Annotated in this window: 23 protein-coding genes; 11 read left to right on the top strand and 12 right to left on the bottom strand. The window is 31.6% G+C overall.

What is annotated here, in order from left to right; genetic code table 11:
* Positions 1–10: 10 nt before the first annotated feature.
* The 5 genes from ftsH to BUB82_RS02370 all read left to right on the top strand — a co-directional run bounded on the left by ftsH (position 11) and on the right by BUB82_RS02370 (position 4617).
* Positions 11–2146: an ATP-dependent zinc metalloprotease FtsH gene (ftsH, locus tag BUB82_RS02390; RefSeq protein ID WP_073191508.1), complete on the top strand. Its 2136-nt coding sequence runs from the start codon at positions 11–13 to the stop codon at positions 2144–2146.
* A gap of 105 nt (positions 2147–2251) precedes the next feature.
* Positions 2252–2854, top strand: a complete 603-nt coding sequence (locus BUB82_RS02385) for an LUD domain-containing protein (protein ID WP_073191505.1) — start codon at positions 2252–2254, stop codon at positions 2852–2854.
* Positions 2855–2857: 3 nt separating this feature from the next.
* Positions 2858–3661 (top strand): phosphatidate cytidylyltransferase, encoded by an 804-nt coding sequence (locus BUB82_RS02380; RefSeq protein ID WP_073191502.1) that lies wholly within the window; start codon positions 2858–2860, stop codon positions 3659–3661.
* Entirely contained in the window at positions 3651–4313 is a 663-nt protein-coding gene (locus tag BUB82_RS02375; RefSeq protein WP_073191499.1) for a phosphatidylserine decarboxylase family protein, read from the top strand. Before BUB82_RS02380 ends, BUB82_RS02375 begins: the two co-directional genes overlap by 11 nt.
* Positions 4306–4617 carry an acyl-CoA-binding protein gene (locus BUB82_RS02370; RefSeq protein WP_073191496.1) on the top strand — a complete coding sequence of 104 codons (312 nt, stop codon included), beginning with the start codon at positions 4306–4308 and terminating at the stop codon, positions 4615–4617. Before BUB82_RS02375 ends, BUB82_RS02370 begins: the two co-directional genes overlap by 8 nt.
* Before the next feature lie 109 nt (positions 4618–4726).
* Here BUB82_RS02370 and BUB82_RS02365 read toward each other — a convergent pair whose 3' ends face one another.
* The gene (locus BUB82_RS02365; protein ID WP_073191493.1) at positions 4727–7345 is read right to left on the bottom strand and encodes a valine--tRNA ligase; all 2619 of its coding nucleotides are present in this window, start codon (positions 7343–7345) and stop codon (positions 4727–4729) included.
* A 130-nt stretch (positions 7346–7475) separates the two neighbouring features.
* Here BUB82_RS02365 and BUB82_RS02360 point away from each other — a divergent pair, with 130 nt between their 5' ends.
* On the top strand, positions 7476–7853 hold the full coding sequence (locus BUB82_RS02360) for a DUF1573 domain-containing protein (protein WP_073191490.1): 378 nt from the start codon (positions 7476–7478) through the stop codon (positions 7851–7853).
* 3 nt (positions 7854–7856) lie between these two features.
* Here BUB82_RS02360 and BUB82_RS02355 read toward each other — a convergent pair whose 3' ends face one another.
* From BUB82_RS02355 to BUB82_RS02330, 6 genes are all read right to left on the bottom strand, one after another.
* Positions 7857–9137, bottom strand: a complete 1281-nt coding sequence (locus BUB82_RS02355; protein WP_143185626.1) for an aspartyl protease family protein — start codon at positions 9135–9137, stop codon at positions 7857–7859.
* Positions 9138–9244: 107 nt separating this feature from the next.
* Positions 9245–9997 carry a LytR/AlgR family response regulator transcription factor gene (locus tag BUB82_RS02350; protein ID WP_317041044.1) on the bottom strand — a complete coding sequence of 251 codons (753 nt, stop codon included), beginning with the start codon at positions 9995–9997 and terminating at the stop codon, positions 9245–9247.
* A gap of 4 nt (positions 9998–10001) precedes the next feature.
* Positions 10002–11033, bottom strand: a complete 1032-nt coding sequence (locus tag BUB82_RS02345) for a sensor histidine kinase (RefSeq protein WP_073191484.1) — start codon at positions 11031–11033, stop codon at positions 10002–10004.
* Between the two features lie 150 nt (positions 11034–11183).
* Entirely contained in the window at positions 11184–12026 is an 843-nt protein-coding gene (locus BUB82_RS02340) for a head GIN domain-containing protein (protein WP_083574448.1), read from the bottom strand.
* 24 nt (positions 12027–12050) lie between these two features.
* Positions 12051–13631: a PspC domain-containing protein gene (locus BUB82_RS02335; protein ID WP_073191481.1), complete on the bottom strand. Its 1581-nt coding sequence runs from the start codon at positions 13629–13631 to the stop codon at positions 12051–12053.
* A complete protein-coding gene (locus tag BUB82_RS02330) occupies positions 13624–13971 on the bottom strand; it encodes a PadR family transcriptional regulator (protein WP_073191478.1) in 348 nt (115 codons plus the stop codon). The genes BUB82_RS02335 and BUB82_RS02330 overlap by 8 nt, the downstream gene beginning before the upstream one ends.
* Before the next feature lie 169 nt (positions 13972–14140).
* Here BUB82_RS02330 and BUB82_RS02325 point away from each other — a divergent pair, with 169 nt between their 5' ends.
* The 3 genes from BUB82_RS02325 (at position 14141) to BUB82_RS02315 (ending at position 16238) form a co-directional block, all read left to right on the top strand.
* Positions 14141–14596 (top strand): DUF4442 domain-containing protein, encoded by a 456-nt coding sequence (locus tag BUB82_RS02325; RefSeq protein WP_073191475.1) that lies wholly within the window; start codon positions 14141–14143, stop codon positions 14594–14596.
* A 100-nt stretch (positions 14597–14696) separates the two neighbouring features.
* Entirely contained in the window at positions 14697–14891 is a 195-nt protein-coding gene (locus tag BUB82_RS02320; RefSeq protein ID WP_073191472.1) for a hypothetical protein, read from the top strand.
* A gap of 54 nt (positions 14892–14945) precedes the next feature.
* Positions 14946–16238: an anthranilate synthase component I family protein gene (locus tag BUB82_RS02315; protein ID WP_073191469.1), complete on the top strand. Its 1293-nt coding sequence runs from the start codon at positions 14946–14948 to the stop codon at positions 16236–16238.
* A gap of 22 nt (positions 16239–16260) precedes the next feature.
* Here BUB82_RS02315 and BUB82_RS02310 read toward each other — a convergent pair whose 3' ends face one another.
* Positions 16261–16653, bottom strand: coding sequence for an orotate phosphoribosyltransferase (locus BUB82_RS02310; RefSeq protein WP_073191467.1), 393 nt, complete (start codon positions 16651–16653; stop codon positions 16261–16263).
* Positions 16654–16656: 3 nt separating this feature from the next.
* Positions 16657–17301 carry an orotate phosphoribosyltransferase gene (gene pyrE, locus BUB82_RS02305; RefSeq protein ID WP_073191464.1) on the bottom strand — a complete coding sequence of 215 codons (645 nt, stop codon included), beginning with the start codon at positions 17299–17301 and terminating at the stop codon, positions 16657–16659.
* Positions 17302–17308: 7 nt separating this feature from the next.
* Here pyrE and BUB82_RS02300 point away from each other — a divergent pair, with 7 nt between their 5' ends.
* Positions 17309–17923, top strand: a complete 615-nt coding sequence (locus BUB82_RS02300; protein WP_073191462.1) for an NUDIX hydrolase — start codon at positions 17309–17311, stop codon at positions 17921–17923.
* Here BUB82_RS02300 and BUB82_RS02295 read toward each other — a convergent pair.
* Positions 17901–19634 (bottom strand): M14 family metallopeptidase, encoded by a 1734-nt coding sequence (locus BUB82_RS02295; RefSeq protein WP_073191460.1) that lies wholly within the window; start codon positions 19632–19634, stop codon positions 17901–17903. The two genes, BUB82_RS02300 and BUB82_RS02295, sit on opposite strands and share 23 nt — an antisense overlap.
* Positions 19635–19693: 59 nt before the next feature.
* Between BUB82_RS02295 and BUB82_RS02290 the strand changes: the two genes are divergently transcribed.
* Positions 19694–21736 carry a TonB-dependent receptor domain-containing protein gene (locus BUB82_RS02290; protein WP_159432017.1) on the top strand — a complete coding sequence of 681 codons (2043 nt, stop codon included), beginning with the start codon at positions 19694–19696 and terminating at the stop codon, positions 21734–21736.
* Here the strand turns inward: BUB82_RS02290 and coaD are convergent.
* A complete protein-coding gene (gene coaD / locus BUB82_RS02285; protein WP_073191457.1) occupies positions 21733–22194 on the bottom strand; it encodes a pantetheine-phosphate adenylyltransferase in 462 nt (153 codons plus the stop codon). The genes BUB82_RS02290 and coaD overlap by 4 nt on opposite strands.
* A 91-nt stretch (positions 22195–22285) precedes the next feature.
* Complete coding sequence (locus BUB82_RS02280; RefSeq protein ID WP_073191454.1) at positions 22286–23263, bottom strand: D-alanine--D-alanine ligase; 978 nt, start codon at positions 23261–23263, stop codon at positions 22286–22288.
* Between the last annotated feature and the right edge of the window lie 19 nt (positions 23264–23282).

Here is a 23282-nt window from a genome sequence, read left to right as displayed (position 1 = left end):
TATTTGACTTATGGCAAAACAAACGAATAAAACACCAAATTCATCTAAAAAAACCAATAAACCGAATAAGCCAAAATTTAATTCGTATTGGATTTATATCGGTATTATTTTAATCTTTTTAGGTGTTCAATTTTTTGGAAGTTCAGGTTTTTCTGACATAGCTAAAACAAGCCCAGCTGAATTTGAAGACTACTTAAAATCTGGTGATGTAGAAAAATTAGTCATTGTTAAAAATGCTGGTGTAGCTGAAGTTTATTTAACTCCAGAAGCTAAAGAGAAAACAATGCATAAAAAAGCAGTTGGCGAGAGTGTATTTCCTGGACAGCAAAATCCTAATTACACTTTCGAATTTGGTGACTTATCTAATTTTGAAACTAATGTTAAAGAAACAATTGATGAAAACAACTTAAAAACTAGACTAACCTTTGAAAGTCGTTCAGATTTTTGGGGTAATATACTAGTTAGCTTATTACCCTTTGTTTTAATTATAGGTATTTGGATATTCATCATGCGCCGAATGAGTGGTGGTGCTGGTGGAGGTGCTGGCGGACAAATCTTTAACATCGGTAAGTCTAAAGCAAAATTATTTGATGAGAAAAAAGACATTAAGACATCTTTTAAAGATGTTGCTGGTTTAGAAGGTGCTAAAGAAGAAGTTCAGGAAATTGTAGACTTTTTAAAACATCCTGATAAGTATACTAATTTAGGCGGTAAAATACCTAAGGGTGCTCTTTTAGTCGGTCCTCCAGGTACAGGTAAAACACTGTTAGCTAAGGCTGTTGCAGGCGAAGCTGGTGTGCCATTCTTTTCATTGTCAGGTTCAGATTTTGTTGAAATGTTCGTGGGTGTTGGAGCCTCTAGAGTTCGTGATTTATTTAAACAGGCTAAAGACAAATCACCTGCTATCATTTTTATTGATGAAATTGATGCCATTGGTCGTTCAAGAGGAAAAAGTAACTTTTCGGGGTCTAATGACGAGCGTGAAAATACACTAAACCAGCTCCTAACCGAAATGGATGGTTTTGGAACTAATACTAATGTAATTGTACTTGCAGCAACTAACCGTGCTGATGTTTTAGATAAGGCTTTAATGCGTGCTGGTAGATTTGACCGACAGATTTATGTTGATTTACCAGATCTTCGTGAACGTAAAGAAATTTTTGATGTTCATTTAAAGCCACTTAAAAAGTTAGATGATGAACTAGATACAGATTTCTTAGCTAAACAAACACCAGGCTTTTCAGGTGCTGATATTGCGAATGTTTGTAATGAAGCTGCATTAGTGGCAGCAAGAAAAGGTAATAAATCTGTTGGTAAACAAGACTTTTTAGACGCTGTAGACCGTATTATAGGTGGTTTGGAGAAAAAAAATAAAATAATGACGCTCGATGAGAAAAAAGCCATTGCTTATCACGAAGCAGGTCATGCTACAGTAAGTTGGATGCTTGAGCATGCGGCACCACTTGTTAAAGTTACAATTGTTCCAAGAGGTCAGTCTTTGGGTGCGGCTTGGTATTTACCTGAAGAGCGTTTAATTGTTAGAACTGAACAGATGCTTGATGAAATGTGCGCAACAATGGGTGGTCGAGCCGCCGAGAAAGTTATATTTGATAAAATCTCAACAGGCGCTTTAAGCGATTTAGAAAAAGTCACTAAGCAAGCTAAAGCCATGGTAACCATTTATGGGTTGAACGACAAAGTCGGAAACTTAACTTATTATGACTCTTCTGGTCAATCAGAATATAACTTCACTAAACCTTATTCTGATAAAACGTCTGAATTAATTGATGAAGAAATTTCAAATATTATTGAAAATCAATATCAAAGAGCCATTCAGATTTTAAATGAAAATAAAGACAAGCTAATTGAGCTAGCTGAAATTTTGCTTGATAAAGAAGTCATTTTTAAAGACGATTTAGAGAAAATTTTTGGGGAAAGACCATTTAAAAAGCCTGAAATGGTCAAAAATGGAAAACAAACAGCTCCTAAAAACAAAGAAGACTTAACAAAAACTAAAAAGGAAACAGATCCTAAGTCTGATGAGTCAAAAGATGATAAATCAGATATAACTGATGAAAAAAATGGCTCAATTACCCAAAAATCTGAAAATTCAAGTCTAAAAGGCGCTTCTGATAAAGAAAAATAACTTAAATATTTATAAATCTACTTAAAAATTCTTGATGCTGTTAATTTAGTGTCAAGAATTTTTTATATTTGAAATAATTCAAATACCCCATTACACAATGATTATATGAACATCTTTAAAAAGCTTTTTAAGTTTAAAGAACCAGATCAGGAATCTGAAAAAGAAGTTAGCAAATTCATGCCTGAATCTAAGCTTCCGATAGATGATATGTTCTTAAATAACTTTAAAAAAAACGGTGGGAAATTTTTATATTGTGAAAATGAAGAAGAGTTACAAGATACTTTTCATAACATTTTATCTGAAAACAATTGGATAAATAAACCATGCTATTATTACTCAAACCAAACAGCTAAGCGCTTTGAAGCTCATGATATTGAATTTACAAAAGATAATACATCAGAATTTTTTATTTCAAATTGTGAATATTTAATTGGTAATACAGGTGCAATTTTAATAAGTTCTAAACAAATCGGAGATAAAAAGCTTGAAGATTTGCCTTATCACTTTATAGTAACAGCAACAACAAGCCAACTTATTGAAACTATTGGAGAAGGTTTAACTAGGTTAAAATCAAAATATAAAAACAGCATACCGAGTAATATTACGACTTTAAAGACTTTTGAGAAAGATGATAATGATAAGTCTGACTTTTTAAGCTATGGAAGTACAACAAAAAACCTATATTTGTTGCTGCTTGAAGATTTATAATACATGAATGAGCTTATTAAGCGTTCCATAACAGGAATCCTATATATTTCAATAATAGTATCTACAGCCTTTTTAAGTCATTATGCTTTGATTGCCTTTTTTAGCATTATGGGCTTAATTTGTTTGAAGGAATTACAAGAATTACTTCAATTCAAAAATTATCTATCTTATTTTGTATTAATTTCATTATTGTTAATATTTAATTTTACCAGCTTTAATTTTGCTATAGTTTTAGCATTAATGGCTATGACTCTGACTATTAAATTTTATCTTCTAAAAGATTTATATACAACAAAAACAATTACACTTTTTACGAGTAAAAAACATTTAATTACTTTATTTTATCTTGTGCCTTCATTTGTTTTTTTAACATTAATTCCTGTTTTTGATGGACAATATATCCCTGAAATATTAATTGGAATGTTCATTTTAATTTGGTGTAATGATTCATTTGCATATTTAGTAGGCAAGAGCATCGGTAAGCATAAACTTTTTGAACGAATTTCACCTAAGAAAACAATAGAAGGTTTTATTGGCGGTTTAGTTTTTTCTCTCATTGCATCAATTTTTATTCATAAATATGTATCTGAATTAAGCTTATTAAGTTGGCTTTTTATAGCATTCATAATCAGTATTTTTGGCACTTTAGGAGATCTTGTACAGTCAAAATTTAAACGGCGTGCATCTGTTAAAGACAGTGGTAAAATCATGCCTGGCCACGGCGGAATTTTCGATAGAATGGATAGTATGCTTTTTTCTAGTACATTTGTCTATCTATTTTTAATTATTGTAGACTATGTTTCATAAGGAAGGTCATAAAATATTAATTTTCACACTGTTTATTTGCATTGCTTTAAATTTAGCAGCAAGTTTAATTTTTCAAAACCTTATAATTCATTATATCGTTTTGTCTGTTACTTTAATTATTTTTTTTCTTATCGCGCAGTTTTTTAGAAATCCAACTCGGGTAGCTAAGCAAAATAATCACCAAATTTTATCACCAGTAGATGGAAAAGTTGTAGCGATAGAAGAAGTTTTAGAAACTGAATATGCTCAGAAATCAATGCGTTTAATTTCGGTGTTTATGTCGCCCATAAATGTTCATGTTACGCGATACCCGATTGGAGGTGAAGTAGTTTACAGTAAATATCATAAAGGTAAATATTTAGTAGCTTGGCATCCAAAATCAAGTGAACTAAACGAGCGCACAACAGTTGTAATTAAAACTGAAAATTTTGGTGAAGTATTATACCGCCAAATTGCCGGAGCATTGGCAAGGCGTATTGTAAACTATGCTACACCTAACACAAAAATTGAGCAAGGAAGCGACAGCGGTTTTATTAAATTTGGCTCACGTGTAGATGTTTATATACCTTTGGATGCAGAAATTAATGTTGAAATTGGCGACCTTGTTAAAGGTGCTGTTTCGATATTAGCAAAAAGCCATAATAATGACTAACCAAACCATTAATCAACTAAATTCTGAAGATTTACATGAGCTTTTTTTAAAGGCTTATGAGGCTGTTAGTCAAACAGACTTCAAATTCAAACAAGATACTTTATTGTATTTTTATGCTTATTATAAAAAAGCAACAAGTGATGCAGATTCTATGCGAATAACCAGTGTTCCTGTTAATGGAAAAAGTGGTGAAGAACTTGTAAATGCTTTTAAAGCAAATGCTTTGTTTCAAGCTGAGAGCGTCACAAAAGAAGAGGCTAAAAGAAAATATATTTTGTTAGCTTATAAATATATTGACTTTTAAGGCTAACTAGATTTACTTAATATAATTAGCAACTATTTATTTATCTTATTTATGGGAGATTTGGTATTAAAACTATAAAAGCCAAGAAATTTAATTCTTGGCGTATTTTTTATAAGCTTTCTAAGCTCTTTTTTACTGTTTCAATTTTAGCTTCAGCATCAGCCTTTTTTTGTTGTTCAATAGCGACAACTTTTTCAGGGGCATTATCTACAAAGCGTTTATTTGATAATTTTTTATCAACTGATTTTAAAAAGCCTTCTAAGTAGTTGAGTTCTTCGCTTAATTTTTTTCGTTCAGCTTCAACATCAATTGCACCTTGTATAGGAATAAAATATTCGTTTGTTTTTACTCTAAAACTGATGGTATTCTCAATTTTCGAGTCAACATAAGTTAGTTGTTCAATATTTCCCATTTTACTGATGATGCTATCAAAGCGTTGATCAGTTTGTTCAGAATTGATTACTGATAAGTTGATAGGATTTTTAAATGCAATATTCTTTTGTTTACGAATGTTCCGAATATTCGAAATTACTTCAGATGAAAATGAAAAGCCTTTTAAAAGGTCTTGGTCTATAGTTTCAGCTGAAGGCCAGTCGCTAACAATCAATGCTTCGTTTTTGTTTCTTTTCTTTATTTGATGCCACAATTCTTCTGTAATAAATGGCATAAATGGGTGAAGAATTTTTAAATTATTTTCAAATAGTTCAATAATTCGATGATAGGTTTTAGCATCGATAGGTTGCTGATAGGCTGGTTTAATAATTTCTAATAGCCATGAACAGAAATCATCCCATACTAATTTATAACTTGCCATTAAAGCATCAGAAATTCTATATTTACTAAAGTGATCTTCTATAAGTTGAAGGCTCTCAGCAAATTTTGAAGTGTACCAATTCAATGCAAGTTTAGAGTGTTCAGGTTGCTGGATGTCTGAATTTATTTCCCAGGAATTGATGAGTTTAAAGGCATTATAAATTTTATTCCCAAATCCTTTTCCTTGTTGGCAAAGTGCTTCATCAAATAATAAATCGTTACCTGCAGCGCTACTTAATAATAAGCCTACACGCACACCATCGGCGCTGTATTGGTCAATAAGTTTTAAAGCATCAGGAGAGTTTCCTAAAGATTTAGACATCTTTTGGCCTTTTTTATCACGCACTAAACCAGTTAGATAAATATTTTCAAAAGGTTTTTTGTCGGTGTATTCATAGCCAGCCATAATCATTCTAGCGACCCAGAAAAACAAAATATCTGGACCCGTAACCAAGTCTTTGGTTGGGTAGTAGTAATTGAATTCTTTATTATTTGGCTCATTAATACCGTTAAAGACTGAAATAGGCCATAACCATGATGAAAACCATGTGTCTAAAACATCTTCATCTTGTACCAAATCTTTTTCGGTTAAGTCAAGACCTGACTTTTGTTTTGCTAGTTTTAAGGCTTCAGCTTTTGTTTTTGCTACAACATAGTCTTTCTTATCATTGTAGTAAAAGGCTGGGATTTGATGTCCCCACCATAATTGGCGAGAGATATTCCAGTCTCTAACGTTTTCAAGCCAATGTTTATAGGTGTTTTCAAATTTACTAGGAAATAACTTGATGTCTCTAGATTTTAAAACAGCATCAAGTGCAGGTTTTGCCAAATCTTTCATTTTTAAAAACCACTGATCTGAGAGCTTTGGTTCAATTACAGCTTTTGTACGTTCTGAAAGTCCAACTTTATTTGTGTAAGCTTCAACTTTTTGAAGGTGTCCAGCTTCTTTTAATTCATTTGTAAATGCAGTTCTAACTTTAAAGCGATCTTGACCTTCATAATGTAAACCGTGTTTATTGAGTGTTGCATCATCATTAAAGATATCAATGACTTCTAAGTGATGTTTGTCACCAATCATCTTATCATTTTCATCATGCGCAGGTGTAATTTTTAGGCAACCTGTACCAAATTCAATATCAACATAATCATCTTCAATAACAGGTATACTTCGGCCAATAATAGGAACTATGGCTTTTTTACCTTTTAAATGCGTAAAACGTTCGTCGTTAGGGTTAATGCAAATTGCGGTATCACCAAAAATAGTTTCTGGTCGAGTAGTGGCAATGCAAATTTGCTCGTCTAAACCTTCAATTTTGTAATTGATATAATATAGTTTGGCCTGTTTTTCTTGGTAAATGACTTCTTCATCAGAAAGTGTTGTTTTAGCTTCTGGATCCCAATTGACCATCCTATATCCACGATAAATTAAGCCTTTATTGTGTAAGTCTATAAATGTTTTAATAACAGATTCGTACATATCTTCATCAAGTGTAAATTTTGTACGATCCCAATCGCAAGACGCTCCTAAACTTTGCAGTTGTGTTAATATTTTACCACCGTATTCGTGCGTCCATTCCCAAGCTTTGTCTAAAAATTCTTCTCTTGATAAATCATATTTAGACTTACCTTCTGCTTTTAGTTTAGCAACAACTTTAGCTTCTGTAGCAATTGAGGCATGATCTGTACCAGGAACCCAACAAGCATTATAACCATTTAGTCGGGCTTTTCTAATAAGTACATCTTGTATGGTATTGTTTAGCATATGGCCCATGTGCAAAATGCCTGTTACATTTGGCGGTGGAATAACGATGGTGTAAGCTTCCCGCTCATCTGGTACGGATTTAAAATAACCGTTTTCTAGCCAATAGTTATACCATTTTTTTTCTGCTTCTTTGGGGTTATATGCTGTACTCATACTTGATTTTTAAAATAGAATTAATAGGCCAAAAGTAAAGAATCGCTGTCTATTCAGAAACATATCTGTTTATATAATTTTACTTTTTTGTTGGTTTCAAGTTATTTTATACTTTTATAAAAAATTAGTTATGGCAATTCGATTATTTATTTTTTTTATACTAGTAGGTTTCAATTTTATTTCAGCACAAAATAAAGGTGAGCTTAAATTTGAAAACACTAGTTTTGATTTTGGACAAATTGCCTACAAAAGTGAAGCTAAGGCTGTTTTTAATTTTAAAAATGTCAGTCAGTTTCCTGTAAATATTAAGCGTGTTTCTTCAACTTGTGGCTGTACAGTTCCAAAAGAACCTAAAAGTACTATTAATCCTGGTGAAACTTCTGAAATTATTGTGTTATATGATTCAACTAGAGTTGGCCCAATCAGAAAAACGCTTACGGTTTATTCTGACGCTGTAAACGCTATGATTACCCTTAAAATAATTGGTGAAGTTTTACCAAAGCAGTAGTTTTTACTCAAATATAGATTTTAAACGAAATTTTACTTTTAAACGCTTATTTTTTCTTTGAATTTTGAGCTTGATTTCAGGATTTCCATCTTGGCTAAATAATTGATTAATTTCTTGCGAATTATACTTACTAATAGCTTTATTATTGATGCTAAGTATTCGATCTCCTATTTTTAAATCTGTATTTGAAGCTGGTGAATTTGGCCTAATGTTAGCAATAATGATGATATTATCTACACTTATAAATGATGAGCTTGTGTCTTTCTCACTTGATAAATCATCATAAGGTGTTTTGTTTAAGTTTTGGGTATTTCTGTAAGGTTTTTGCCGATAAACTGTTGTGTAAGTTTTTCCAGCATAATTTAAAATAAGCCCACTTTTATCATAATTGAAGTTATCTTTAATAAATTTATTGGGTTTTGTGTATAGTTTGTTTTCAGGATAGTTAATAAAAAGTTTGAAACGTCTTAAAATCTCTGCGCCAACTAAACCATCTTTAAAGCTCGCTGGATTTATCTGAGATTTAGGAACAAAAGCATAGTATGGTTTCTTAAACTTAGTGCCAAATATTTTTGCTGAGTTTGCTTTAGAGCGATAGCCAAAAATGGGCTGATTTAAACCATAGCCCAAAATATCGAAATAATTAATGATAGGTTTTTGAATTGAATCTGTTTCAATAAGCCAAAAGCTGCCACTTGCACCTAAATCTATTAACAAGTCTAAGTTTTTGTTTGTATTTTGATCAGTTGTTAGTTGAGCTTTTAAATAAGGCTTTCCTGCATTGATTTGAAATGAAGTTTTATGGTAACGCCTGAGTTGGCGTCTAAACTTTTTAGGGTTGTAGAGTTTAATGATTTTTCTAGTATAATCTATTTTCACCATATGATTTTTAAAAAAATCGTAGCCAATAATGCCGTCGATGTCGATGCCCAATTTATTGCTGAGTTGCCAGTCTTTATCAGTGATGTAATATAAATTTGCCTTGGGGTTTACAAAGCTTTTGAAGTTTACAGTAGCATTTATTAAATACGCCTTAACTGATTTTTCATTACCTAAACTCATAACCCTGATTTCCTTAATATTTGTCGTGTCAATTTGTGGTGAAAGGCTATTAAAAATAACGGTTTTATTAACGCCTGTGTCAAGTAAAAAAGACTTAGGCTGATTGTTGATTTCCCCGTTTATAATAATAAGATTATTAAAAACTTCAAACTTTAACTTAACAGAACGTTTTTGATTTAAAATTTGAAACTGCGCATTTGTCTTGAGCGTAAGTAATAACAAAAAAAACCAAAAATAATATTTAGAATAGGTATAATTCACATTACAAAATAGGCTATTTCTAAGTATAACAACAAGACAATTAACCTAATTTATACATTTGTAGACGTTTAGTTAATCCAATTTTTGAAGTCTTTTACTTTTTCTCGGCTCACAATAGGGATTTCATCAAGCTTTGCCTTTAAAACCACTCTTAGTCTGCTATTAGAATATGATACAAGTTCTTTAATAAAACTGATATTAACAATAAATTTTCGACTGATTTTGAAAAATTTTTTAGGATTTAACTGGGTATTTAGTTCATCTAGACTTTGGTCAATCACATAAGTTTTTCCAAGCTCGTTAACCAAGTAAGTTGCTTTTTCATGACTATAAAAACACTGAATACTGCTGGTTTGAAACAATTTAATATGATCACCAACTTTTACAGTAAAACGTTCTTTATAATCTTGTTGATTCATATTATCGAGAAACAGGTTTTTAATCATTTCAAGATCGTAAGTATGCGGTTTGGTTTGCATTTTAAATTTTTGAACCGCAGTCTCTAACTCAGATTGGTCTATGGGCTTTAGTAAATAATCAACACTGTTAAGTTTAAAAGCTTTTAGAGCATATTCATCATAAGCCGTTGTAAAAATTATAGCACTTTTAAGCTGTATGTGTTCAAAAATCTCGAATGATAATCCGTCACTTAATTGAATATCTAAAAACAATAATTCTGGTTGCTTATTATCCTCAAACCAATTTATGGCTTCAGAAACTGAGTGTAAAGTTTTTAACACCTTAATGTCTAGCTGTGAAACCAGTTTATTTAGGCGTCGTGCAGCTGGCTTTTCATCTTCAATAATAATTGCAGAAATCATAACTTTATTTTATTAGCGGAATTTCAACTGAAAATTGTGTTTTTGTTTCAATAACTTCAACTTGACGAGCTGTAAATTTAGAAACGCGATGTTTAATATTTTCGAGGCCAATTCCATTTCTTTTAGATTGATGCTGTTGTTTTTTATTGATATTATTTGAAACTGTAAGCGTTTCATTATTTATTTCAATACAAATGATCAAGGCATTTTCTTCTGAAATTTTATTGTGTTTAATGGCATTTTCAATTAACAGTTGAAGTGATAAAGGTATAATTTTATATCCTTCATTTTCAGTTGAATTAATTTCAAATTTTACGCTGTTTTCAAATCGCATTTCAATGAGTTTCATGTAGCGTTTGGCAAATTCTAACTCTTCATTTAAACTTACCAATTCTTTACTTTTATGGTCTAACACATAACGGTAAATTCGCGAAAGGTGAGTGGTGAATTCTTGCGCTTTTTCTGGGTTTTCATCAATCAATGCACTTAAAACATTTAAACTATTGAATAAAAAATGCGGATCTAATTGAGTTTTCAATGCGTCATACTGAGCAGTAGTTTGCGCATTTTCATAAGCTTGCTCACGAAGTTTAGATTCTTGTAAAGCTTTATAAAAATAAATGGCATGAAAGATTAAAGTTACCAAAAACGCAATCAACATGGCAAAAATATAGGTCGCAGCAAACTGACTTTCTAAAAATCGATTATGACTAAGGCCTTCAATGACGACAAAATGGACATATCGCGCTAAAAAAAATGCAGCTGTAGACCAAATTACAGAGCCTATTACGCCAATTAAAATTATCTTTTTAACATCTCGATACCAATTGTATTTTTTATAAATAATGGCAAAACTTAGCATATTAACTAGACCAATAATAAATGCGTACATAAAGTTTATAGTGTAAGCTTTTAAATCTAGTAATACTTGTACATTAAAATCTTGCGCGATAAAATCGGTTAATCTTATAAATACCGAAACGGCAGCGGATGCGATTGCGAATTTTATTATAGCTTGTTTAAATTTTGCGTTCATAATACTGTTTGTTTTAATTTGAAAACAAAGATGCTAAGAGATAGACCTAAAAGTAAAGCTAAAAATGATGAGTTGTTATTTTTTTGAGATGAAATGAAAAAATCCCTCTTTTAAAAGGGATTTTAACAACTAAAACAAACACCAATAGACTTAGTGTAATGAAACATTTCCGCCAGATGATTTATTAATGTTTAATTGACCGTTTGGTTTATTGTAATAATCAATATCGCCACCACTTGAAGCCGTAGCCTCAAGATTTACAATGGGAAATATTTTGATTGATGAGCCACTACTTGCTGAAGCTTCGATATTATTGGCTTTTAATTTAGCAGCTTCAATTTCTGAGCCGCTAGAGGTTTTAGCTTTAAAATGGTCTGCTATTCCTTTAATATCAATTTCTGCACCACTTGAAGCCGAAGTTTCCATACTAATAACATCTGCATTGAGTTCTATTTCGGCACCGCTTGAACTAGAAGCCCAAACTTCGTTACCTTTTAACTGAAGTTTTGCTTCGGCACCGCTAGAAACTTTTAAATCAAGTTGATTAAATGCTAAGTTTAAACTGACTTCAGCGCCGCTTGAGATATTGAAATTTAAGTCTTCAAAATTTAGTTTTTCGTTTGCCGTAACATCTACGCCAGCGCTAAAACTTATTTTGGTTAGTGATTCTGTATAATAAACTTCAATAAGTTTGGCATCAGCTTGACCAATGGCTTCTTTTGCCGATATTTCTAACAAATTGCCATTGTTTTTTACGGTTAGTAATTCAATTAAATTCTCATTCGCTTCAACTACCAATTTATTTTCGTTTGATGGTATCAAGACAACTTGCCAGTTATTAGAAATTTTTAATTCAGTAAAGGTGTTTGTTGTCATTGTTTTGGTTTCAACTTTGCCTTGGCCATTTACTTTTGAAAGGTTTGAGACAACATTGCAACTCACGACACTCATTGTGATTATCACATAAATAACATATTTCATTAAGCTTAACATAGGTTTGGTTTTAAGAGATTATTTTTAATTTATACTATCGTTTTCAATTTCTTGACAAGTTAAACATTGTAGTGTTTTACCTTCAGCATGAAGTAATTGGTTGTATTTTACACGATTAAATTCATTGAAATTTTGGTAATTACTTTTATAGGTTTTAACCGATTCATCAAAGTTAAGATGAATTCCCTCTGGTAGAAGAATACTTACATCAATGCTAATTCTATGATTTACAAATTGCGGAAGTGTTGAAAAGTAATTGTTTAATTTAATGTTTTTGGTTTCGGTTGAAATGCCATAGTCAATCTGTTTTGCTAATGCTTTAGCTTTTGCTTTTGAAGTCGAATAAGCAGATTTTTCGACACGTATTTTAACAAGACTGTCGTTTGAAGGAATAAAATTAAGGTTAATCATGTTGCCAATTGTGAGCTCTTGATTGCTTTCGTCAAAGACGATTTTATTCTTAGAGTTTTTATGAGAATTTAGGTTGAATCTTAAATTTTCATTCATACTGATGTTTAAGGTATCTTGATTGTTGTAATTTGTCTCTATAACATTAACTAATTCAACTTTTTGACTGTCTTTTAAATTTTGTTTAATACTGAAGAAGATTAAACTAAATACCGCTATAATCCATAAAGTAAACAAACTGATGTTGATAGGTTTACCAATTTTTCTGAGGTTATTAATAAGTAATTTTAGTCCTAGAATAAGTAGGTAAAAAAAGGGTATGCCAATGCTAAAGAAAACCATTACGGCATAAGCCCAAATGGGCAAATCAAGTTCAGATAAACCAAAATCATAGTAGTTGGTATCTTCAAAAAAACTGAAAGAGCCTAAGCCAAAAAGTGAAAATACGAGCGAAAGCAAGACTATACCAGCAATGAAAATAAGAATAACACCAAGAAATTTTTTAATAAAATTACCGATAGCTTCAAAGATATTATAAAGACTGTTACCTAGTTTTTGTGCGCCTGACTTGGTTTGAGCTTTATATTTTTCATAATCAATATCATCCATCTTCTGGGTAAATTTCTCATAATTCTCTTTTACTTTTCGTTCAATATTTGAAAAATTAATGGGTTTACCACGCATAGCTAATTTTTCAGAAGTAGTTAAAGCTGGCGGAATTAAAAGCCAACAAGCGATGTAAATGATTACACCTGTACCAGCACTAAAAATGCCCATTAAAATAAAGATCACACGAATCCAAATAGCGTCAATTCTAAAATAATGTCCAAATCCAGCAGAAACACCACCTAAAATGCTAGTATCTTTATCACGATATAATTTGCGGTAACTTTTGTAATTTTCTTTTGAGTAGTCCTGATAATCTGTTGTATCATCAACACGATAATCTTCTGGATTACCCATTATTTTAATAACTTTTTCTACAACTTCAACTGAAATGACTTGTTGTTCATCTTGCCGTTCTTCCATAAAAATTTCAGCAATCCGAACTTCAATGTCATTAATAATTTCGTCTTTACTTTCTTCGTTATGTAGATAAAGCTTTATGTCGTCTAAATAAGACTTAAGCTTATTAAAAGCAATTTCATCGATGTGAAAAAAGATGCTTCCTAAATTAATACTTATTGTTTTATTCATTATTGTCGGTTTTATTCGGTGTTGTTATTGTATTTACAGCAAATTGTAAATCTTGCCATGTGTCGCCAAGTTCATTTAAAAATTCTTGACCTTTGTTTGTTAGTTTATAGTATTTTCTAGGCGGTCCGCCTGTTGATTCTTCCCAACGATATTCAAGTAATTTTCCATTTTTTAGACGTGTTAATAAAGGGTAAATCGTGCCTTCAACAACAAGAAGTTTAGCCTCTTTTAGTGTTTCTAAAATTTCAGCCACGTAGGCGTCATTTTTAGCTAAGACTGACAAAATGCAGTATTCTAAAATACCTTTCCGCATTTGTGCTTTTGTGTTTTCTATTTTCATAAAAGTAGATTTCTAAGCTTAATTCTATACAAAGATATGTTTAAAAGAAGTTACTATGTAATGCAAGGTAGTGTAATTTAACTTATAATTAACAATTTAAAGATTTAACTTTTCGTTTAAAACTGAGCTAAAAGTCACTATAATTAAGTATTTTGTGTAAAATTTATAGATGAAGTTTACCGTACAAAATATCAATCGTTTTTTGTTTTTGAAATTACCAATTGCTTGGATTGCTGGTGTTCGTTTAACCAAACTAACGCCTGAAGCAGCTGAGGCAAAAGCGAGGTTAAAATGGTTAAGTCAAAATCCATTTAATAGCATGTATTTTGCCGTTCAAGCTATGGCAGCTGAGTTAACAACTGGTGTTTTAGTAATGCGAGAAATAAAAGAAAGCCGTCAACCTATTTCCATGTTAGTTGCTGAAAATTCTGCTGTTTTTCATAAAAAGGCTAGAGGTAAAATTACTTTTACATGTAATGATGCTGCTTTAGTTAAAGCTATTGTTAATGATGCTGTTGTGAGTAAAAATGGACAAACGGTTTGGCTAAATTCAAAGGCTTTTGATGAGGAACAAAACTGTATTTCTGAATTTAAATTTAAATGGACTTTAAAGTTAAAGTCGTAATTTGTTAATAGACCTTTAACAAAGTTTAATGATTTAAAGTCTTATTTTTATGTCAAAATTTAGCCTATAAAACACAACTACCTATCAAAAAAATTACATTATGTCACGAGCTATGTTAGAGTATTCTAAGCAAATCTTAGCTAAAGTCAGTTTTGATGCTAAATTGTTCTGTAAAGAATTAGCAAAAGTAACGCGGTCTTTACAACCACATGAAATTGAAGAAATTCGAATATTTATAAGGCCTTTACTACAAAAAAATCCAGAATTAAACCGATGTTTGATTTATATTAATTAAACATTACAACTCATTTACTAATTGTATATTTGAGCCGTTTTTGAAGTATTTTTTGTGAGAATTAATCAAAGTTTTAGGCTTAAACATCCCGATAAATTTAAACATCAATTAATGCAGTGGGCTTCGTCTCACAACAGTTGTTGGGTTTTTGATGGGCAACAAATGGCTTCTAAATTTAAAAATTTTGATGCTGTTATTGCAGTAGGAAAGAGGTCGCTTGTAAAATCCTTTGATTATAATGCTTTAGAAAAATTGCAGACTTTTATTAATCAATCTAATGATTGGTTAATGTGTTGTTTGAGTTATGATTTAAAAAATACAATAGAAAATCTTACCTCTAATAATTTTGATGGGATTAATTTTCCTCAAATCCTTGCCGTTCAGCCAGAAAAAGTTTTTACCATAATAGACAACAAACTTGAATGTTTTTATACTGAAGATACTTCAACTGAAATAGAAACTGATTTCATTGAAATTCAAGAACTTAACATTGATTTAAAGTTAAAACAGCAGTTTTTAGCTTTTGATTCACGTCTCACAAAAGAAGCCTACTTATCAATTGTTCATCAATTAAAGTCGCACATCAAGCGTGGCGATATTTATGAAATCAATTTCTGTCAAGAATTTTATGCACATACGCCTCAATTTTGTGGATTTGATGCCTTTAAACAGTTAAATCTGCAATCAAAAGCGCCATTTTCAGCTTATGTAAAATTTGATGAGTTTCAAGTTGTTTCAGCGAGTCCAGAGCGATTTTTAACCAAAAAGAACTTTCGATTAATCTCACAGCCTATTAAAGGAACTGCTAAACGTGGTCAGTCTTTAGTTGAAGATCAAAATTTAATTAAAGAACTTGCAACAGACCCTAAAGAACTTGCAGAAAATATTATGATAGTAGATTTGGTACGAAACGATTTATCTAAATTAGCATCTAAAGCTAGTGTTAAAGTCGATGAACTTTGTAGAATTTATACTTTTGAGCAAGTGCATCAAATGATTTCTACAATTTCATGTGAGTTGAAACCCAATGTTGATTTCACTTCAATTTTAGAAGCAACATTCCCAATGGGAAGCATGACAGGCGCACCAAAAATCGAAGCGATGAAACTAGCCGAAGCCTATGAAACCACTAAACGCGGTTTATATAGCGGTAGTATTGGTTATATAACACCTAATGGCGATTTTGATTTTAATGTTGTAATTAGAAGTTTACTTTACAACGCAAAAACAGCTTACTTATCTTACATGGTTGGTAGTGCGATAACAGACCAATCTATTCCTGAAAATGAATACCAAGAATGCTTATTAAAAGGAAAAGCCCTGCAAGAAATATTTTGCAAGGCTTAGTTTAAATTTGAGTCAGCTTTAATTAGAGTTGACTAATATTTTCACTTAAAGTGGTGATGAATTTTTTGATAGGACTTTTTATCATCATCGCCATCATACTGTTAAATTCGCCTTCAAAAATAAGTTGAACTTCACTGCTTGAATCATCTAAAGCTTCAATATTGCCTTTAAGTGTAAACGGTAATTTATCGCTTGTGGCACCTAAAATGACTTCTTTAGGAGTGTTTGCTTCATTCAATTTTAATTTAATGACTGGCATACCTTTTAGTTGAAATAAAAAGGCATCATCCTCAAGGGTTTCAAACTTTTCAATTGACTCTGGCATTAATTTTTCAAAATTTTCAACAGATTTTAAAAAATTAAAGACTTCAACTTGTGATTTTTTTACGGTAACTTTTGGACTTTCTAAATGCATGTGTTATGGTTTCCATTGGGCAGGATTTGTGCGCCAAGTTTTTAATAATTCGAGTTCTTTTGCGTTTAAATAATTGGTTTTGTATGCTTGGTTTAATAAACTGTCGTAATCGCCTAAGGTTCGTAAATCAACTTTGGCGTTTTCAAAATTTTCTTTAGCGATTTCAAACCCATAAGTAAAAATAGCCATCATGCCTTTTATATTAGCATTTGCTTCTGTTTTTAAGGCTTCAACAGCATTTAGACTACTTTTTCCGGTACTGATTAAATCTTCAATTACAACAACATTTTGGTGTTGCTCTAAAAAACCTTCAATTTGATTTTTACGACCATGCTTTTTGGGTTCAGGTCTAACATAAACAAAGGGCAAACCTAAATAATTGGCTACTAAAGCGCCAACCCCAATTGCACCTGTAGCTACACCAGCAATAACATCTGGTTGACCATAAATTTGTTCAACCGATTTAGCCATTTCCGCAACAATATAGTTTCGAATGCTTGGGTATGAAAGTATAATGCGGTTATCGCAGTAAATTGGCGATTTCCAACCACTAGCCCAAGTAAATGGCGTTTGTGGATTTAATTTTATTGCGTTAATTTGCAATAAGAGTTCTGCAGTTTTATTGGCGGTTTGCTCGGTTAAAATCATAGTGCAAATGTATAAAGTTTTCGTTAATGATGTACCAATTATTTTGTCGACTGATAAGGTAATAGACCATCGCTATTTATCATTACCTATTAAAGGGGTTAAAATTAAACAATTAATTAAACAAATTGAAAAAGGCGAATTAAGCCATTTGCATTTATATCACAAAAAAGAGCACAAACTTCTTAAACATCTTAAACGGAAACTAAAGCCTATTGTTGCCGGTGGTGGAAAAGTGTTTAACCAACATGGCGAAATTTTATTTATCTACCGAAATAAAAAATGGGATTTACCTAAAGGAAAAATTGAAAAAGGTGAAACTATTGAAGATACGGCAATTAGAGAAGTTGAAGAAGAAACTTTAGTTGAAGGTTTACAAATTGTTAAACCGCTTGACCTAACTTACCATGTTATGAAGCGTAAAGGTAAGTATCGTTTAAAAATCACGCATTGGTTTGAAATGTACACTGAATATGATGGCAAACTTATTCCACAACGTCAAGAAGGCATAACTAAGGTGAAATGGAAAAACAAGAAAAAAGCGATTAAGGCGCTTCAGAAGTCTTATGCTAATATTAAACTTCTATTTACTGAAGATTATTTTACTCCATCAGTCGATAAATAGGGTATTTTAAATGTGCGTCTTCATAATATGGCGAATGTTTATGCAGCCAATCTAATTGAGCATACCAATTATTTTTAAAACTTTTATCGGTCTTTTTCATTTGCTCAAACTCTTTTTTTAGTGTAGGATTTTCTTCTAATATTTTTATGGCTAAATCTTCAAAAACGTAAGGCGAAAAGCCTTCTTTTTGCTGTAAGATAGCATCAAAAAAGTTCCAGTTGAAAAATGAATCAACAGCTGCTGGTTCAAGAGTTTCAATCAGATAACGAATGCCAGGTTGTTTGGTGCTGACAAAAACATCGCCAGGTGTCATTTCAACTTCTACAACTTCGGTAGAAATTGAAGTATTAAAATGTAAATAATGACCTTCATAAGCCGATTTTCGAGTATGATAGTCAGCGATTGTGTAGCGTTCAACTTTTATTAAAGTATCTGTTACAAAACGTTCAATATTAATATTATTCCATTTCAATAAGTCTATAATTTCGGTGTATTGTTGAGGTATAATATAAGCTTCAGGGATTTTAATAGAATCCTTAGCTTTAAAATAATTGTAATGTTTAATATTAGTTGTTATTGGTTTTTCCCGGTTATACTTCAGTCTTGGTAAATCAGTTACTTGACTTATAATGGTATCGGCCTCATAGCCTAAAAATTTTAAGCTTGAAGTTTTAGAACTATCAACAGCATAATTAAACGCATAAGTTGAGGCATTTTGAAATTTTTCAGCTTGTTGCTGCTTTAAGGATTTTATTTTTTCAGCATGATTTTGACTTATATTTACAATACTTTTTAGCATTTCTAAAGTGCCATTTACACGTGTTTTATAAGGTTTAAGCATATGTGTTTCAATCATTAACCCAAGTGTATTGTACAAACTTGTATAGCCAGTTGAGTACCTTGGCGAATCGTTAAATTGTGTAAATCCATTATTTGGAGGTCTATTAAATACATTTACATAAGGCGTGATTTCCAAATTTTTTTTCTTTAAATTATTTTCGATTTCTGGTCTAAATTCTTTATTTAAAAATTGGCCTAAAGGTTGTCCTATTTTATTGTGCTGTGTAAATAAATGTGTTAAGGTATATTGATAATCAGCGCCGTTACTTACATGCGTATCTACAAAAACGTGCGGTTTAACAATATGAAAAATTTCAAAAAAAGCCTTACTGTTTTTTGAGTCAGATTTTATAAAATCACGATTCAAATCATAGTTTTTTGCGTTACCACGAAAGCCATATTCAGCTGGACCATTTTGATTTACTCTTGAAGTTGAGTTGCGTTGCAATGCACCACCAATATTATAAATAGGTATACTGTAAACTTCAACTGGTACTTCAGTTTTTATCTCGCCATTTGTTAAAGCTTTAAATAATAACATAGAAGCATCAATACCATCAGGTTCGCCAGGATGAATTCCATTATTAATTAAAATTTTTAGCGGAGTTTCAGCAGAAGGATTTGAGCTAAACTTTACCAAGTGTAAAGGTTGGCCGCTGTCAGTTTCATAGTGCTCAGAAATACTGACTTTTGCATTTTTGTTTGCTATATTCTTATAAAAATCAATAACTTCAAAATAAGTCGAAGTCGAATCTCCATTTGAGCGTTCAAAAGCAATACTGAGTGAGTTTTTTTCAATGCTTTTTTCATGATTATTTTGGCAACTGAAGAGGCTAACAATTAAAATAAGTATTAAATATGGTTTAAACATTAGCGGCTTTTTAAGTCTAAGTTAATAAATAAAGTACATTGTCCAAAAATACAATAATTGTGAAGAGAATATTACGCTTTTTATTTGTGATTATATTGTCGGTAAATTATTCAATTTACGGTCAAGAAGATACAACTCAACTAAATGAAGTTTTTTTAAAAACAAAATACACGACCGCTAATGAGTTAACTCAAGTTTTTAGTCGTTTAAAGGCTCAAGATTTAGTTGAAAGTCCTCAGCAAAATTTTACATCTGTCTTACAAAAGCTTCCTGGAATTCATTTACAGCAAGGTGCTTTAAATACTACTAAAATTAATGTTCGAGGAATCGGTGCAAGATCTCAGTACCAAACTAATCGCTTAAAGATGTACTTAAATTCTATTCCAATTTCAACCGCAAATGGTACCTCAAGCATAGACGATTTTGATGTTTTAATGCTCAACGGTTTACAACTATTTAAGGGGCCAAAATCAACTAAATATGGTGCTAGACTTGGTGGTGTTGTGGTTTTAAATGCAGAGCCTAAACCTCTAAATTATGCACGTACTGAGCAAAACTTTGGTAGTAATAATTATTTTAAACAGCATTATGAAGCTAATCTCACAAATAAGAGTAACCAATATAAGTTGGCTTATAATAATTTGAGTTATGGTGGTTTTAGAGAAAACTCTAATTACCAGAGAGAAAGTTTTTTATTAACAACTAACCATAAATTAAGTGAGGAGCATCAGTTGAAGTTTTTAGCTCACGGCGTTAGCTTAAAAGCTTTTATCCCAAGCTCTCTTAACCAAACTGACTTAGACAATAGTCCAGAGTCTGCTGCATTTACATGGCGGCAGTCACGTGGTTATGAGCATTACACAAAGTCGGTGTTTGGACTAACTTTAGCCTCAAATTGGCAACCGAGCTTTAATCAAGAAACAGCTATTTTTTACAATTACACTGATGCTTATGAACCACGACCTTTTGATATTTTAAGTACTGAATTAGCAGGTTTTGGTGCAAGACATTTAAGCGAATATAGTTTTACAAGTTTTGGTTTAGTGTCACGATTTCAAATAGGTGCTGAATTTCAGTCAGAACATGTTTCAGTTTCTAATTTTGAAAATTTATATGAAGAATTTAATCGGGGTAGTGTAGAAGGTGAGCGTATTAATCAATTTGACCAAAACAGATATTATGTTGATGTTTTTTCTAACTTCAATGTAGTGTTTAGTGATCAATTAAGTCTTGATTTAGGTTTAGCAATTAATCAAACTGGTTTCAAACAAACCGATGTGCTTCAAAATAGAAAATCGAATTTTAATTATGATTTAAGTGTTTTACCAAAAATGATAGCAAGATATGCTATAGATTCTACTCATGCTATTGAAGCATCTTTAAGCAAAGGCTTTTCGGTACCAACTTTGCAAGAGAGTTTGACTGAGACAGGTAGTTTCAATACAAATCTTAAACCAGAAGAAGCTTGGCAATATGAAATAATTTACTCAACAAAACCACTGAAATGGCTAGAAGCTAGTTTAACAGCTTATTATATTGATGTTCAAAATTTAATTGTTGCTAGACGTGTTGCAGAAGATCGTTTTGTTGGTGTTAATGCAGGTTCAACAAATCACCCAGGTCTAGAAGTTTCTTTATTATCAAACTTTACAATCGCTGAAAAAATTAGGCTTGAACTATTTAGCAATTCAAGCTTCAACTTTTATGAATTTGATGATTTTGTAGACGGTGAAGACAACTACAATGGCAACGATTTAACAGGTGTGCCTCAACATTTATTGAATTTTGGAATAAATGCAAGTTATGAAAAATTGAGCTTTAACCTGTTAACTAACGCCGTATCAAAACTGCCAGTTAATGATGCTAATTCAGTTTATACAGAATCTTATGTAGTGAGTCATTTGAATTTAAACTATAAAATTAGATTAACTCCACAAATTGATTTTTTAGTCAGAGGTGGAATTCAAAATATTTTTGACAAAGCTTACACCGCAAGTGTTGTAACTAATGCTGTGGGCTTTGGTGGTACACAGCCAAGATATTTTTATCCTGGTGAACCACGTCAATTTTTTGGTGGAGTAGGACTAAATTATCAATTTTAACGAGGTTTTAGACGAACGGTGTCAGGCACTAGGCTTGTGTAATCACCATTATTTCTTATAACATCTCTAACAATTGAGGAAGAGATGTAACTTTTACCACTTGATGTTAGTAAAAATACAGTCTCTATTTGTTCAAGCTTCCTGTTGGTGTGGGCAATTGCCTTTTCAAATTCAAAATCAGCCGGATTCCGTAAACCACGTAATATAAAGTCAGCTTTTTTAAAGTTGCAATAGTCTACAGTTAAACCTTTATAGGTATCGACTTTTATTTTTGGCTCATCTTTAAAAGTTTTTTCGAGAAATTCTTGGCGTTCTTCGAGACTAAACATATATTTTTTATCGGCATTAATCCCAATGGCCAAAATAATTTCATCAAATAAAGTTAAGCCTCGCATTATAATATCGTAGTGTCCAAGCGTTAATGGATCAAACGAACCTGGAAAAACTGTTCTTTTCATGTTCTATTTTTAAATTAAACAATGTTCTAATTTACTAAAACGAATCAGTTTAGTGCAAGATTTATTCATCAAATTATGCCTTGTTTAAAATTTAGTCTTGCATAGCTGTAATGATAGCTTGATCAAATAATTCAGTTAAACTAATATTCATCGCTTTAGCTTGTTGAGGTAAAATGCTAGCTTCAGTAAGTCCTGGACATGCATTACATTCTATAAAATAAGGTTCTCCGTTATGAAAAATAAATTCAGATCGTGTTAAACCTTTTAGTTTTAAAACCTTGAAGATTTTTTCGGCTTCTTTTTGAACTTTTTTAGTGTCTTCAGTTGAAATATTTGCGGGTGTTATTTCTTGAGACTTCCCATTATATTTGGCATCAAAATCAAAAAATTCGTTTTCTGAAATAATTTCAGTTACTGGCAAAGCTGTAATTTTATCGTACCAATTAATTACACCGACACTTACTTCTGTGCCATCTAAAAATGATTCGATAATGACTTCATTGTCTTCTTTTAATGCGTGCTCAATAGCTGAAATTATTTCAGTTTTAGACTTTACTTTAGTAATACCAAAGCTGCTACCAGCGCGATTAGCTTTAACAAAACAGGGTAAGCCAACTTTATTAATAATTTCATCTTCGTTAATAGTGTCGCCACGATCAACAAAAAAGTTTTGAGCTGTTTTTATGCCATAAGCCTTTAAGACTGAAATACAGTCGCGTTTATTGAAGGTTAAGGCAGCTTGGTAATAGTCGCTTGCTGTTTGTGGTATACCTAAATTTTGAAGATAAGCTTGAATAAGTCCGTCTTCACCAGGTGTGCCGTGAATTGTGTTAAATGCACAGTCAAATCTCACAGTTTCACCATTAACTTCAATAGAAAAATCAGCTTTATTAATAGGGATTTTTTCTTCTTCAGGTGTTACAGCATACCATTCATTTTTTAAAATATGTGCTCTAAATATTCGGTATTTCTCTTTAGGTAAATACTTGTAGACCACTTCGCCACTTTTTAGAGAAATTTCAAATTCACTAGAATAACCGCCCATTAAAATGGCTATATTTTTATTCATGTTTTAAATTTTAATCAAA

The sequence above is a fragment of the Psychroflexus salarius genome (assembly GCF_900129035.1).
In the GTDB taxonomy this organism is placed as follows: Bacteria; Bacteroidota; Bacteroidia; order Flavobacteriales; family Flavobacteriaceae; genus Psychroflexus; species Psychroflexus salarius.
The sequence above is the reverse complement of the archived record's forward strand: the minus strand, read 5'-3'. Positions and strand labels throughout refer to the sequence as shown.

Coding starts and splice junctions, on each gene's coding strand:
- ftsH (WP_073191508.1), top strand. CDS start 11: ATGGCAAAACAAACGAATAAAACACCAAATTCATCTAAAAAAACCAAT.
- BUB82_RS02385 (WP_073191505.1), top strand. CDS start 2,252: ATGAACATCTTTAAAAAGCTTTTTAAGTTTAAAGAACCAGATCAGGAA.
- BUB82_RS02380 (WP_073191502.1), top strand. CDS start 2,858: ATGAATGAGCTTATTAAGCGTTCCATAACAGGAATCCTATATATTTCA.
- BUB82_RS02375 (WP_073191499.1), top strand. CDS start 3,651: ATGTTTCATAAGGAAGGTCATAAAATATTAATTTTCACACTGTTTATT.
- BUB82_RS02370 (WP_073191496.1), top strand. CDS start 4,306: ATGACTAACCAAACCATTAATCAACTAAATTCTGAAGATTTACATGAG.
- BUB82_RS02365 (WP_073191493.1), bottom strand. CDS start 7,345: ATGAGTACAGCATATAACCCCAAAGAAGCAGAAAAAAAATGGTATAAC.
- BUB82_RS02360 (WP_073191490.1), top strand. CDS start 7,476: ATGGCAATTCGATTATTTATTTTTTTTATACTAGTAGGTTTCAATTTT.
- BUB82_RS02350 (WP_317041044.1), bottom strand. CDS start 9,997: ATGATTTCTGCAATTATTATTGAAGATGAAAAGCCAGCTGCACGACGC.
- BUB82_RS02345 (WP_073191484.1), bottom strand. CDS start 11,033: ATGAACGCAAAATTTAAACAAGCTATAATAAAATTCGCAATCGCATCC.
- BUB82_RS02340 (WP_083574448.1), bottom strand. CDS start 12,026: ATGTTAAGCTTAATGAAATATGTTATTTATGTGATAATCACAATGAGT.
- BUB82_RS02335 (WP_073191481.1), bottom strand. CDS start 13,631: ATGAATAAAACAATAAGTATTAATTTAGGAAGCATCTTTTTTCACATC.
- BUB82_RS02330 (WP_073191478.1), bottom strand. CDS start 13,971: ATGAAAATAGAAAACACAAAAGCACAAATGCGGAAAGGTATTTTAGAA.
- BUB82_RS02325 (WP_073191475.1), top strand. CDS start 14,141: ATGAAGTTTACCGTACAAAATATCAATCGTTTTTTGTTTTTGAAATTA.
- BUB82_RS02320 (WP_073191472.1), top strand. CDS start 14,697: ATGTCACGAGCTATGTTAGAGTATTCTAAGCAAATCTTAGCTAAAGTC.
- BUB82_RS02310 (WP_073191467.1), bottom strand. CDS start 16,653: ATGCATTTAGAAAGTCCAAAAGTTACCGTAAAAAAATCACAAGTTGAA.
- pyrE (WP_073191464.1), bottom strand. CDS start 17,301: ATGATTTTAACCGAGCAAACCGCCAATAAAACTGCAGAACTCTTATTG.
- BUB82_RS02300 (WP_073191462.1), top strand. CDS start 17,309: ATGTATAAAGTTTTCGTTAATGATGTACCAATTATTTTGTCGACTGAT.
- BUB82_RS02295 (WP_073191460.1), bottom strand. CDS start 19,634: ATGTTTAAACCATATTTAATACTTATTTTAATTGTTAGCCTCTTCAGT.
- coaD (WP_073191457.1), bottom strand. CDS start 22,194: ATGAAAAGAACAGTTTTTCCAGGTTCGTTTGATCCATTAACGCTTGGA.
- BUB82_RS02280 (WP_073191454.1), bottom strand. CDS start 23,263: ATGAATAAAAATATAGCCATTTTAATGGGCGGTTATTCTAGTGAATTT.